The organism is Lacinutrix sp. Hel_I_90 (genome assembly GCF_000934685.1).
GTDB lineage: Bacteria > Bacteroidota > Bacteroidia > Flavobacteriales > Flavobacteriaceae > Lacinutrix.
Window position 1 is genome coordinate 2,572,808 of sequence record NZ_JYNQ01000001.1, and the last position, 12,883, is coordinate 2,585,690.

Below are 12,883 nucleotides of genomic sequence, written 5' to 3' on the forward strand. Positions count from 1 at the left end.
ACTGACACTAAAGCACCATAGAAAGCCTGATAATCGCCTAATATTTTAACCAATTAAGACCCTAAAACTGACAAAATTTCCTGTTAAAGAATGGCTTGCTTTTTGCTATATTTATATAGAATTTAAAACTAAAATTATGATTTCAGGATATATGGGTTACTACATTCTAATTGGCGCTATTTCTTTGGTGAGCTGGCTGGTGAGTAATCAATTGAAGAAAAAGTTTGCCAAGTACTCTAAAGTGCATTTACGCAATGGTATGAGTGGCGCAGAAATAGCAAGAAAAATGCTCGCAGATCACGGTATTCGTAATGTCGAGGTGATTTCTACACCGGGTCGATTAACAGATCACTATAATCCAGTGAATAAAACAGTGAATTTAAGTGAAGCGGTTTACAATCAAAAGAATGCAGCAGCTGCAGCGGTTGCAGCTCACGAATGTGGCCATGCCGTACAACATGCTACGGCTTACCAGTGGTTAACCATGCGCTCAAAATTAGTTCCTGTCGTGCAAATAACATCTAGCATGTCTCAATTTGTTATTATTGGTGGTATTATATTGATGGCGACTAATATGCTGGGCGGCACCGGACAATACATCGCCATTGCCGGATTAATAATGATGGGCTTTGCGACCTTATTTAGTGTCATTACATTGCCTGTGGAATATGACGCAAGTCATAGAGCCTTAGCTTGGTTGAAAAACAAGAATATGGTAACACCAGAAGAATATAAAGGGTCTGAAGACGCTTTAAAATGGGCGGCAAGAACGTATTTAGTTGCAGCCATTGGTGCCATTGCTTCATTATTATTTTGGGCGTTGCAGGTTTTTGGTGGCAGAGACTAATGTTTAAAATAGGGTTTTGCTTTGGGTGGAATACAATTTGTTTTCCTTAGAATAATGAGCAACTACGGAATTATACCTGGTTTTAACTTTCAGGGAAACTACGCTGAAAATGCACTTTATTTCTTTGCAACTTTGTTTTCATATTAATCATTTAAACATTGAATTATGGAAACAACACAAGAACAAATGAGCACCCTCATTGCTCACGACTTTATGACTAAAAACACAGGTGTTTTAGATCAGAAAAAAATTGATGCTGCAGTAGAATCGATTACAGCTACTACACAATCTTATCCGGCGAATGGCAGCGTGGCAAGTTTTATTTTTTACTTGAAGTTTCAAGTAAATGTCACTGGAGGAAAATCATTTAATGGTAATGCTGGAGGCGCATCTACTCCTGGAGGCGGTGCTTTAATAGGAGATGTGTATACGAGTGATATTAATCGCTTGTATAAAGACACTAAAAGCTTTCAGTTTAATGCGACACCAGTGTATACAAGCCTTATATTTTTTGATGGTAATAGCAATGTGCTAGGAACGTTTCAAGCAGGCGCTGTAAGTACGGTCGCTGGTATAGGTGGTGGTTCTGGAAGCTGGTCTTAGTATTTTAAGCCAATACCAAACCTAAGTATATAGAAATGTGTATTTATTAAATCTAAAACCGAATCGTTTATAAATGATTCGGTTTCTTTTTTTTTATATTTAAACCCTAAATCTAAAAAACCTATTTTATGGATAATTCTTTTGAAAATCATGTGCCGCAAACAAAAGTGGCGGTTAGCGCCTTGGCGGAACAAGATCGCGTTGCTTTTTATAAAAAAACCTATACCCATGTTGCTTTTGGTGTTTTAGCCTTTATTGTTTTTGAATATATGTTATTGCAAAGTGACATGATTGTGAAGTTTGCGCTTTCAATGACCGAAGGCATAAAATGGCTATTAATGCTTGGCGGTTTTATGCTAATTACTAATTATGCTGAAGGCATGGCCATGCGAACAGCCGATAAAAACAAACAATACTTAGCTTTCGGGCTGTATATATTGGCAGAAGCTTTTATTTTTATACCCATGATCTATGTTGCGGCTTATTATATGGATCAAGGCACTGAAATTTTGCAGCAGGCCGCAATTGTAACCTTGGGGTTGTTTGCAGGCTTATCTGCCGTAGTGTTTGTGACCAAAAAGGACTTTTCTTTTTTGAAAACAGGACTAACCATTGGTTTTTTTATTGCTTTAGGTTTGATTGTCGCTGGTAGTCTATTCGGATTTAATATGGGATTATGGTTTTCAGTAGGCATGTGTTTACTGGCTGGTGGCAGTATCTTGTATCAAACCTCTAATATGATTAATAAATATACCGAAGACGATTACATTCCCGCTGCATTGGGCTTATTTGCTTCGTTAATGCTGCTATTCTGGTATATATTAAGAATTTTTATGTCTAGAAACTAAAACTCTTTATATATAAGAACACAAAGGCTCCTGATACGCTCAGGAGCTTTTGTATTATTTAAGAATTAGTTTAAAGAATTGAAATGTTTTCGTTTTCTTTGGTTACTTAATCATAAACCAATTAAACGTAAACCTTATTAAAAAATTAATTCCAGTAATATTAACCTCTGTTGTCCTAGCCTTGTTTGGCTGTAGCTCAACATCTGATGATTCTAAAGATACCGTACAAGAAGTTGCTGTGCCAATTTCCAATACAGAAATACTTAATCAATACGAGGCTTGGCAAAGTGCAGATTTGAAAACATTATTTTCTAATGCTGAACAGAAAATGTATTCTTATACGTTTGATAAAGAAGTATTACAACAGCTTATAAACAATGAAGAGACTGCTTTTTTTCGTTTTTTCTTAGGTGTTCAAAATAATACATTAGAAATCTATTGTTCAGGTCTTACAAAAGAAAGACAGACAGTAGATGCCTTACAAAAAGGGGAGCAGCAGGTATGTAGTTTTAATCTTAAAGAAGAAACCAATAGTAAATCTGCTTTTGATATCACGAGTGTTAAAAGTGCAGCAGTAAGGAAACATATTTTAGACAAAAGTGCAGCAACAGATTACCTTAAAAATTGGGAAGTAGCAATTAATGACAGCGCTACTTTAGAAGATAAAGTGTCTTACGACGGGACGCGTATAAAGCATTTTACCATAGGTCAAGAAGCGATAGCCTATTTAATAAATAACGATAATGTAGCAAGTGTTGCTCTGGTATTGGGATTAAATAAGGAAAATAAAATGACTACCGTTTTTTATGGTAAAAATAGAGCAGGAGCATTGTTGTCTTCTAAGACCGATGACAGTCCTGTTTTAGATTTTACGGCGCCTTGTCCTACGACCTGTGATTAAAACAGTCCAGTATCCACTCCGTAATATTAAAAACAATAACTAGGGGAGCTCAACTATTTTATTTTAAAGCTTTAGGTGATTGACTTTTTCAATTAAGGTTAAGCAGAGTAAGCCCGTATTATATCACAGAGGTTGATTAAAAAGTAATTTTTAGTCGGCCTTTTTACTATGGCAAATTTAATTAAATGGTATTGATTGTTTATAGCTAGACCAGTCTAATCAAAGCGATCACTTTCTAAAGACACCAATTTATTTTTAAGCGCATAAATAACCAGGCCAGCAACGTTTTTAGATTCTGTTTTTAGCAGTAAATTATTGCGGTGTCCCTCTACTGTTCTGGGACTAATAAACAGTTTTTCAGCAATATCACCAGTGGTTAATTGTTTGCATATAAGTGTCAATACTTCAGTCTCACGCTTGGTGAAATAGGTGGTGTCAAAACTAGACTTTACTTTTTTATCTGCAGGATTAACAATGCTTTCATGAATGTATTGCATGACCTGTTCGTCGTAGTAAAACCCCTTGGTTGCAACCTCTTCAATAGTCTTTATCATTAAAGCAGGCGTGCTGTTTTTTGCTAAGTAAGCGACCGCACCAATAGAAATCATATTTAAAATAAAGGGTTTACTAAAGTAACTGGTTAACGCAATGACTTTTATTTCTGGGAACTCTTTTTTAATCAATTTAGTGACTTCTACGCCATTAAGCTCCGGCATTTTAAGGTCGGTAATTACGATCTCAGGCAAGATTTCCGTAGTGCGCAATTCTTTTATCAGGTACTCGCCGTTTTCAACATCAAAAAGTACTTCTATTGTTTCATTGCTTTCTAAAATGGCTTTTAGACCTTGTCTAAACAAAAGTTCGTCATCTGCTAATGCTATTTTTATTTTATTTGTCATAATTGCAACGTATCATAAATTGGCTTCCTTTATTAGGCGTGCTTTCTATTTTTAAAGTGCCGTTTAAAATCTTAATTCTACTTTTTATGTTTTGTAGCCCGATACCGGAATTTCCGTTAATTTTATCAACGTCAAACCCTTTACCATTGTCTTGATAACGCAGTACAAAACCGGTCTCATTTTGCTCCATATACACCACTAACTCATTGGCTTTGCCATGTCTTACCGAATTGTTAATGAGTTCTTGGACGATTCTAAACACATGTAATTGATTGTTTTTTGAGAGCCGTGTTAAGGCTTCAATATCATCTTCAATCGCTATTTTGGTGTGCTTAGAACAGTCTTCGAACAATTCTTGTAAAGCTGCTTTTAGACCAAATTCATTTAAAATGGGAGGTAAGAGGTCATGCGCTATTTTACGAGCGCTTTCTAAAGTACCCGTGGTGATGTTTAGTATTTGTTCTAAGGCTGTTTTTTGTTTATCGTTAATGGTTTTATCTATAAGTAAAACGTTTGTGCACAGGCTTATGATATTTAGTTTAGAACTAATGGCATCGTGTAAATCTTGAGCAATGCGCTTACGCTCCCGCTCTTGAATAGCAATAGCAGTTTGTAAGATTTTTTGTTGGTGCGTTATTTTTAAACTGGCTTTTTCTTGTTCCTTTTCAATAATCTTTTTTTTGGTATGGTGGAAAAAAGCAATGAGTGTAACAGCCATGATAATAAGTAAACTAATACTTATTCCAATTATACTTATAAATGTGTTGTCGTTCAATGGTTGTATTTTTACTTATTTCTATAGCTTTTGAACCATTCGGTAAAAATTAACACTTGATATAAAACAAAAAGAATGGAATTAAATAACCATAAAAACTTGTTCAAACTAGCATTAGATTCGTTTACAAAATTACCAGAACAAAATATTAATGTGCTACTTAAAAGATAAATAAAAATTCCTGAGTTGATATAAATGAAATCAGTTTTTTCTGTTAAAGAATTATAAAAATGAATGACGCTGAAAGAAACGATAACTAAAGAGGTTAATACTATTTCTAACAAGTTAAATTTATGGTAGAGTGAAGGGGTTTGAACATATTGAACTGTAATTATCAATATCACTACGGTAGCTGATAGTAAAACAGTTATCTTTTGCTTTTTACTTTTAAAAAGCGTCGCATAAAAGAGACTTAAGAAAAGAAACTGTATAATAAAATAGAAATGAGAGAGGTAAAGATTATTTTTACCTTTATACCAAAATATAAATGATATAATTTGTAGTATAAAGATGAAAAGTAAATACCAAGTAAAAATTTTAAACACTTTCTTTTGTTTTATGTAGTATTTAAAAAATAGAATGGCATTAATAAATAATAATAATTTACTAAGATTAGAAAAAAACAGTTGGTAATCTTTTACCTCCATCATTTGATGTTTTGAATATTATGGATTGAATAACGGACTGTTTGGATCACAAGTGTTAGGACAAGGGTCTGTAAAATCAAAAATACCACTACCTTCCAATTCAGCTACAGTGGCATCTACTTCGCATGCGTCACAACCAGTAGGTTTCTCACCCTCAATAATGTCCCTATGAATGCCTTTACAATCTACTTTAGTACCAACAATTAGTAATTTTTCACCTCTACCTTCCTGTATGTCTTCATCAATGGCCATGTAGGCACGAACGCCCGAAGAATCAACATTTTGAATACTGTAGTGACCATCTTTTTGTTTTACCAGCACGTTCATTTCTTCGAGTGCCTCTATTAAATCTATTGCTGGCATTAAAAAGGCCTTGCATTCCTTTTTATATTTCTGTTGCCAATTTTTAGCCCAATTTTTAGCGGGCTTTAGTTTTACTTCATTCTTACTCATAAATTTTGGTTTTAATTAATAAGAGATAAAGCTAGGCATACTAATTCACATAAAAAACACTATTCGTAAAAACAGGGGTTTCTACTGGATTTTAATACGCCGTGATTTTACGTTAATGGAAATGGAATGTTTGCTATAGCTTTGTGAAGTCAATAAATGTCAACAACTTATGTATACCCTTACAGTAACTAATAATTATATTCAAAATATTGCTGCTTCTAACGGTGTGACCATTTCTAAAAATAAAAATCATATCTTTAAGGACCGAGGGTCACTAGTTTTAACTATTCCAGGGATGGTAGACATGAATTTTATCGATTTAGGGGACAAAAAATTACCAGGATTTCCCATGCCTAAAGAAACATGGGGGGTATTAGTACGCTATAGTAATATTGAAGCGTATTACAGATATGAGGGTAGTGGTGCGCTTACCGCAACATTTGATAACCTTGGAACCTGTACATTAACGACCAGTAATGGGTCAATAATACCAATAGCATTACCAGAATTTATAATAGAATCTAATTAAATAAAATTAACTTATTAATCATTAAAAAAACCAAAAATTATGGATCCATTTATAGGACAAATTCAACCGTTCGGTTTTAATTTTGCACCGCGTGGTTGGGCAAAATGCGACGGAACACTAATTGCTATTAGTAGCAATACCGCTTTATTTTCTTTATTAGGAGCAACATTTGGAGGTGATGGTAGAACAACTTTTGCCCTTCCGGATTTACGTGGAAGAAGTATCGTCCATATTGGGCATGGCCCTGGACTCTCAACGGTGACTTGGGGAGAAAAAGGAGGTGTTGAGCAACTTAATATTACACAGGCAAATATGCCTTCACATTCACATGCATTAGTTAATGGCACAGCTAATGTTGATGTTTTTACAACAGACAGTGCAAGCGCGACAGCAGATACTGATGGGGGAGCAAATGCATTAGGTACAGGAACAGAAATGCCCGATATTTTTCGTGAGTCACCAACTTCGGCCGATAAGCTTGGAGGTGTTAATATTTCTGGAACAACAACGGCCTCTGGAGGGAGCATTCCAATGCAAAGCAGAAATCCTTTTTTAGGAATAAATGTATGTATTGCGCAGGTAGGTATTTTTCCTTCAAGAAGTTAATTTAAATCGCTTTTGAGAAGAATTTGTCAAAAGCAAACAAAGTATTTTTTTAAATAAATAAAAAGCATCATTATGGATCCATTTATAGGACAAATACAACCCTTCGGTTTTAACTTTAATCCTCGGGGTTGGTCAAAATGTGACGGACAATTACTAGCAATATCATCTTATAGTGCATTATTTTCCTTATTAGGAACAACCTACGGAGGAGATGGCAGAACAACTTTCGGTCTTCCTGATTTAAGAGGAAGAAGCATTGTACATATAGGCAACGGTCCTGGACTCTCTAATATATCTTGGGGAGAAAAAGGAGGAGTCGAGCAACTTTACATGACACAAGCAAATATGCCTTCACATGCACATGCATTAGTTAATGGTACAGCCAATGTTGATATTTTTACAACAGACAGTGCAAGTGCGACAGCAGATACTGATGGGGGAGCAAATGCATTAGGTACAGGAACAGAAATGCCCGACATTTTTCGCGAGTCACCAACTACGGCCGATAAGCTTGGAGGCGTCAATATTTCTGGAACAACAACAGCGTCTGGAGGGAGCATGCCAATGGAAAGTAGGAATCCTTTTTTAGGAATAAATGTATGTATCGCCATGGAGGGTATTTTTCCATCTAGAAGCTAGTTTAAAAATCATTGTTAAGGAGCTATTTTATATGGCTCCTTTTATCTTAAAAAACAAAAATTTTGAAAAAAATAGGCGTTTTACTCCCGCAATCTAAAGAATATCCCACCATGGGCAAAGAGTTTATGAATGGGCTTAAATTAACCTTACCTAATGCGGATTACAGTTTAGTTGTTGAAGGCATTGGATTTGGTAATGATCCAGAACATATTATCAACGCTATTCAGAAATTTGTTAATCAAGAAGATGTCCATCTTACCACAGGCTTAATGGGGCATAAAGGACTTGACGATATATTGGATTTTATTGAAGGCATTGAAGAACCGTTTATTTATTCAGATTTTGGAGCGACATGCCCTTTAGATCTCTCTAAAAGAGAAAATATTTATTGTAATTCTCTCAACCTGTATGATGCTACCAGAACGCTCGGAAAATATTTTTTAGACAATGGCATCTTTAATATTGGGACCTCTACATGTTATTACGAATCTGGCTATGGATTTATAGAGGCCATGGAAAATGCTTTAGAAAAAGATAAAGCGGGTAAGTTTTCAGGTCACTTTATAACACCTTTACATCCTAGAGATAATGAATCAGAACTGATGTCACAATTTGTATCTGAAACGAAACCAGATGCATTGTTTGCTTTTCATAATGGAATCTATGCAGAAGAGCATGCTACTTTTTTAAGTGAAAATAAAATAAATAGCCAAACGCCTCTTTATACCTTACCTTTTTCTGTAGATGATAAAATTTTAGCTAAATTTCCTGAAATTTTTAATAATACAAAATGCATCTCTTCTTGGTTTATTGATTTAGAAACAAAAGAAAACAAAAAATTCATACAGGAGTATCAACAAAAATATAATAAAACACCAAGTGTATTTTCTGTGCTTGGCTACGAAAACGGATTATTAATTTATAATTATTTAAAAAACAAGAACGCGTTCTCTAGTGAAAGCATCATTGGTCCTAGGGGGGAATTAAATAATGCTATCCATAAGAATAATAGAACAGTTGTTAAGCAGTATTTATGGAACCTTAATTGGGTAAATAATACTTATAAATTTGATTGTTTAGAAGAATTAAAACAAACCATTGCTATTGATTATTTAAGTAAAAAAGAAGGAAATGGGTGGCACAACTCTTATTTATGTCATTGATTATCACTTAAAAAAGCAATATCAATAGATACTAATCTTTAATTAATTTAATATGAAAAGACTACTACTTTTTTTAACCCTTATAGGAATGCTTTATATTCCTAAATCTTTTGCACAATTGGCTGCAGGGGATATTGCCTTTGTTGGCTTTAACACAGATGGCCCAGAAGGTTTTTCTTTTATAACTTTAACAGAAATCCCTGCTGGTGAAATTATTTATTTCACCGATAGGGGTGTAGTGGATTCATCGAATTGGAGCCTAGCTTCTGAAGAAGTTTGGCGTTTTACGGCACCATCTGGTGCGGCTATATCTTGTGGTACGGTAATTTCAATGATAGAAGGAGCACCAGATACTTACACTATTTCTGGGGTTTCTGGCGCTTCAATGACTTGGATTTCAGGTTCAGGTGCAGTACCTATTATTAATCATGGTCCTGGAGACCAGATGTTGGCGTATCAATCTGCAACTGCAGCTCCCGCAACTCCTGGAGATGTAACATTTATCACAGGTATACATACTAATTATGAGCCAGTGGATGTCGATGGGACCACTGGCTGGACAAATTCAGCAGTAGTATCTAGCACTTCAGAGAGTGCTTTGCCTCCTGGCTTAACGAATGGTACTAATTGTCTTTCATTTGATTTTGGTTCAGGGGCAACAACTGAATCTGATAATTTTAAATATACAGGAACGCTTACAGGAACATCAACAGCTTTAAGAGCGGCTATAAATGACCCATCAAATTGGGATGTAAATATTGATCCAGCATATGATATTAATTCTAGTTCTGGTTATACTGGAGTTTCAGTAACCTGTGCTGCAGCTTGTACAGATCCAACGGTGCCAACGGTCACTTATACACCAACAACTGTTTGCGCAGGAAGCTCTACGACCTTAACTATTTCAGGCACTCTTAATGATGCCACAGAATGGGCTATTTATACAGGTTCATGTGGCGGCACAATAGTGGGAACCACCACTACTTCTTCATTTGTGGTTACGCCTCCAACAGGAGCAACGACTTACTATGTAAGAGGTGAAGATGGTGCTGGATGTGTGGATGAATCCGCAGGTAGTTGTGGTTCAGTCACAGTGACAACAACCTTAGACGATGCAAGCTTTAGTTATAGCGCTGCTGCGTATTGCTCAAACGCTACAGATCCAACGCCAACGGTTACTGGTTTAGCTGGTGGTACATTCTCATCTACTGCTGGTCTTTCTATTAATTCGGGTACAGGAGTTATTGATGTTTCAGCGTCAACACCTGGAACGTATACGGTTACTTATACGACTTCTGGAACTTGCCCGAATTCATCTGGCGTAAGCGTAACGATTAATGGGTTAGACAATGCTTCATTTAGTTATTCAGCAGCAGCGTACTGCTCAAACGCTACAGATCCAACACCAACGATTACTGGTTTAGCTGGCGGTACATTTACATCTACTGCTGGTCTTTCTATTAATGCGGGTACAGGAGTTATTGATGTTTCGGCTTCAACGCCTAGTACATATACCGTTACTTATACAACTTCAGGCACTTGTCCGAATTCATCTGGCGTAAGCGTAACAATTAATGCTTTAGACGATGCTTCATTTAGTTATTCAGCAGCAGCGTATTGCTCAAACGCTACAGATCCAACGCCAACGATTACAGGTTTAACTGGTGGTACATTCTCATCTACTGCTGGTCTTTCTATTAATGCGGGTACAGGAGTTATTGATGTTTCAGCATCAACACCTGGAACGTATACGGTTACTTATACGACTTCTGGAACTTGCCCGAATTCATCTGGCGTAAGCGTAACAATTAATGGGTTAGACAATGCTTCATTTAGTTATTCAGCAGCAGCGTATTGCTCAAACGCTACAGATCCAACACCAACGATTACAGGTTTAGCTGGCGGTACATTTACATCTACTGCTGGTCTTTCTATTAATGCGGGTACAGGAGTTATTGATGTTTCGGCATCAACACCTGGAACGTATACGGTTACTTATACGACTTCAGGCACTTGTCCGAATTCATCTGGCGTAAGCGTAACAATTAATGCTTTAGACGATGCTTCATTTAGTTATTCAGCAGCAGCGTATTGCTCAAACGCTACAGATCCAACGCCAACGGTTACTGGTTTAGCTGGTGGTACATTCTCATCTACTGCTGGTCTTTCTATTAATGCGGGTACAGGAGTTATTGATGTTTCAGCATCAACACCTGGAACGTATACGGTTACTTATACGACTTCTGGAACTTGCCCGAATTCATCTGGCGTAAGCGTAACGATTAATGGGTTAGACAATGCTTCATTTAGTTATTCAGCAGCAGCGTATTGCTCAAACGCTATAGATCCAACACCAACGGTTACAGGTTTAGCTGGCGGTACATTTACATCTACTGCTGGTCTTTCTATTAATGCGGGTACAGGAGTTATTGATGTTTCAGCATCAACACCTGGAACGTATACGGTTACTTATACGACTTCTGGAACTTGCCCGAATTCATCTGGCGTAAGCGTAACAATTAATGGGTTAGACAATGCTTCATTTAGTTATTCAGCAGCAGCGTATTGCTCAAACGCTACAGATCCAACACCAACGGTTACAGGTTTAGCTGGCGGTACATTTACATCTACTGCTGGTCTTTCTATTAATGCGGGTACAGGAGTTATTGATGTTTCAGCATCAACACCTGGAACGTATACAGTTACTTATACGACTTCTGGAACTTGCCCGAATTCATCTGGCGTAAGCGTAACAATTAATGGGTTAGACAATGCTTCATTTAGTTATTCAGCAGCAGCGTATTGCTCAAACGCTACAGATTCAACACCAACGATTACAGGTTTAGCTGGCGGTACATTTACATCTACTGCTGGTCTTTCTATTAATGCGGGTACAGGAGTTATTGATGTTTCAGCATCAACACCTGGAACGTATACGGTTACTTATACGACTTCTGGAACTTGCCCGAATTCATCTAATGTGAGTGTAACGGTTAATGGCTTGCCAACAGTAAACTATACTGCACTTGCCGATTTATGTCTCGATGCTGGTGTTCAAGCTGGTTTAGGTGGCGGAACAGCTACAGGTGGTGTCTATTCTGGAACAGGTGTTACTGATGATGGTAACGGAACAACCTATTCTTTCGATCCCGCAGCAGCTGGTGTTGGTGTACATACCCTAACGTATACCTTTACAAATGCTAACGGTTGTACAAACGCAGCTTCTGATGCTGTAGAAGTATTCGCTTTACCAACCGTAACATTTACTGCACCTGCAGATTTATGTGTTGATGCTGGTGTTCAACCTGGTTTAGGTGGCGGAACAGCTACAGGCGGTGTATATTCAGGAACAGGTGTTACTGATGATGGAAATGGAACAACCTATTCTTTCGATCCAGCAGCAGCTGGTGTTGGTGTACATACCCTAACGTATACCTTTACAAATGGTAACGGTTGTACAAATGCTGCTTCTGATGATATTGAAGTATTAAATGCAGACAATACGGTTTCTCAAGTTGTTGATGTGTTAACAGCGAATCAAGCTGGAGCCACGTACCAGTGGTACGAGTGCCCCAACACTTTATTATCGGGAGAGATTAGCCAGAGTTTTACAGCGCCTGCCCTTGGTGATTACAAAGTGGTGGTAACCAATGGGAATTGTGTTGTTGAATCAGCATGTATTTCAGTAACGACATTAGGTCTCGATACCTTTGACGTAGAATCTAAATTTTCTATGTATCCAAACCCTAGTAATGAACAGGTGAAAATTAAGTCTACTATTGGTGGTACTTTTGAAATTGTTAATTTACTAGGCCAAAAGGTAAAAGCATTTAGAGTTAAAGCCAATGTAGAGACTACGGTTTTTATTGGAGAGTTAAGTGAAGGCTTGTATCTTGTTAAAGCGACGGATCGTTCTAATATAGCTAGCAAAAAATTAATTATAAAAAAGTAACTTAATAAGTAGTTTATATAA

Annotated in this window: 12 protein-coding genes; 9 read left to right on the forward strand and 3 right to left on the reverse strand. The window is 36.8% G+C overall.

Translation table 11 applies throughout. The features are described 5' to 3' along the window. The first annotated feature begins 136 nt into the window (after positions 1 to 136). The 4 genes from GQ46_RS11340 (at position 137) to GQ46_RS11355 (ending at position 3,199) form a co-directional block, all read left to right on the forward strand. Positions 137 to 847, forward strand: a complete 711-nt coding sequence (locus tag GQ46_RS11340; RefSeq protein WP_231567353.1) for a zinc metallopeptidase — start codon at positions 137 to 139, stop codon at positions 845 to 847. 165 nt (positions 848 to 1,012) lie between these two features. Beyond that, positions 1,013 to 1,450, forward strand: a complete 438-nt coding sequence (locus GQ46_RS11345; protein WP_044401912.1) for a VapA/VapB family virulence-associated protein — start codon at positions 1,013 to 1,015, stop codon at positions 1,448 to 1,450. 128 nt (positions 1,451 to 1,578) lie between these two features. Continuing rightward, the gene (locus GQ46_RS11350) at positions 1,579 to 2,298 is read left to right on the forward strand and encodes a Bax inhibitor-1 family protein (protein WP_044401914.1); all 720 of its coding nucleotides are present in this window, start codon (positions 1,579 to 1,581) and stop codon (positions 2,296 to 2,298) included. Between the two features lie 181 nt (positions 2,299 to 2,479). Beyond that, positions 2,480 to 3,199, forward strand: a complete 720-nt coding sequence (locus GQ46_RS11355) for a hypothetical protein (RefSeq protein ID WP_044401916.1) — start codon at positions 2,480 to 2,482, stop codon at positions 3,197 to 3,199. A gap of 215 nt (positions 3,200 to 3,414) precedes the next feature. On the opposite strand, the gene GQ46_RS11360 is transcribed toward GQ46_RS11355, so the two are convergent. The 3 genes from GQ46_RS11360 to GQ46_RS11375 all read right to left on the reverse strand — a co-directional run bounded on the left by GQ46_RS11360 (position 3,415) and on the right by GQ46_RS11375 (position 5,973). After that, positions 3,415 to 4,098, reverse strand: coding sequence for a response regulator transcription factor (locus GQ46_RS11360; RefSeq protein ID WP_044401918.1), 684 nt, complete (start codon positions 4,096 to 4,098; stop codon positions 3,415 to 3,417). Next, positions 4,088 to 4,873 (reverse strand): sensor histidine kinase, encoded by a 786-nt coding sequence (locus GQ46_RS11365; RefSeq protein WP_231567354.1) that lies wholly within the window; start codon positions 4,871 to 4,873, stop codon positions 4,088 to 4,090. Before GQ46_RS11365 ends, GQ46_RS11360 begins: the two co-directional genes overlap by 11 nt. A 665-nt stretch (positions 4,874 to 5,538) precedes the next feature. Continuing rightward, positions 5,539 to 5,973, reverse strand: coding sequence for a hypothetical protein (locus GQ46_RS11375; RefSeq protein ID WP_044401924.1), 435 nt, complete (start codon positions 5,971 to 5,973; stop codon positions 5,539 to 5,541). A 169-nt stretch (positions 5,974 to 6,142) separates the two neighbouring features. On the opposite strand from GQ46_RS11375, the gene GQ46_RS11380 reads away from it, so the two are divergent. The 5 genes from GQ46_RS11380 (at position 6,143) to GQ46_RS11400 (ending at position 12,862) form a co-directional block, all read left to right on the forward strand. After that, the gene (locus tag GQ46_RS11380) at positions 6,143 to 6,502 is read left to right on the forward strand and encodes a hypothetical protein (RefSeq protein WP_044401926.1); all 360 of its coding nucleotides are present in this window, start codon (positions 6,143 to 6,145) and stop codon (positions 6,500 to 6,502) included. 39 nt (positions 6,503 to 6,541) lie between these two features. Beyond that, positions 6,542 to 7,108, forward strand: coding sequence for a phage tail protein (locus GQ46_RS11385; RefSeq protein ID WP_044401928.1), 567 nt, complete (start codon positions 6,542 to 6,544; stop codon positions 7,106 to 7,108). 72 nt (positions 7,109 to 7,180) lie between these two features. Beyond that, positions 7,181 to 7,747, forward strand: coding sequence for a phage tail protein (locus GQ46_RS11390; protein WP_044401930.1), 567 nt, complete (start codon positions 7,181 to 7,183; stop codon positions 7,745 to 7,747). Between the two features lie 62 nt (positions 7,748 to 7,809). Then, positions 7,810 to 8,910: an ABC transporter substrate-binding protein gene (locus tag GQ46_RS11395; RefSeq protein ID WP_044401932.1), complete on the forward strand. Its 1,101-nt coding sequence runs from the start codon at positions 7,810 to 7,812 to the stop codon at positions 8,908 to 8,910. Positions 8,911 to 8,962: 52 nt separating this feature from the next. Then, a complete protein-coding gene (locus GQ46_RS11400; RefSeq protein WP_082041748.1) occupies positions 8,963 to 12,862 on the forward strand; it encodes a T9SS type A sorting domain-containing protein in 3,900 nt (1,299 codons plus the stop codon). The last annotated feature ends 21 nt before the right edge of the window (positions 12,863 to 12,883 follow it).

Excerpts from the sequence above, each read along its gene's own strand:
- GQ46_RS11340 (WP_231567353.1), top strand. The coding sequence starts at position 137 with ATGATTTCAGGATATATGGGTTACTACATTCTAATTGGCGCTATTTCT.
- GQ46_RS11345 (WP_044401912.1), top strand. The coding sequence starts at position 1,013 with ATGGAAACAACACAAGAACAAATGAGCACCCTCATTGCTCACGACTTT.
- GQ46_RS11350 (WP_044401914.1), top strand. The coding sequence starts at position 1,579 with ATGGATAATTCTTTTGAAAATCATGTGCCGCAAACAAAAGTGGCGGTT.
- GQ46_RS11360 (WP_044401918.1), bottom strand. The coding sequence starts at position 4,098 with ATGACAAATAAAATAAAAATAGCATTAGCAGATGACGAACTTTTGTTT.
- GQ46_RS11375 (WP_044401924.1), bottom strand. The coding sequence starts at position 5,973 with ATGAGTAAGAATGAAGTAAAACTAAAGCCCGCTAAAAATTGGGCTAAA.
- GQ46_RS11380 (WP_044401926.1), top strand. The coding sequence starts at position 6,143 with ATGTATACCCTTACAGTAACTAATAATTATATTCAAAATATTGCTGCT.
- GQ46_RS11385 (WP_044401928.1), top strand. The coding sequence starts at position 6,542 with ATGGATCCATTTATAGGACAAATTCAACCGTTCGGTTTTAATTTTGCA.
- GQ46_RS11390 (WP_044401930.1), top strand. The coding sequence starts at position 7,181 with ATGGATCCATTTATAGGACAAATACAACCCTTCGGTTTTAACTTTAAT.
- GQ46_RS11400 (WP_082041748.1), top strand. The coding sequence starts at position 8,963 with ATGAAAAGACTACTACTTTTTTTAACCCTTATAGGAATGCTTTATATT.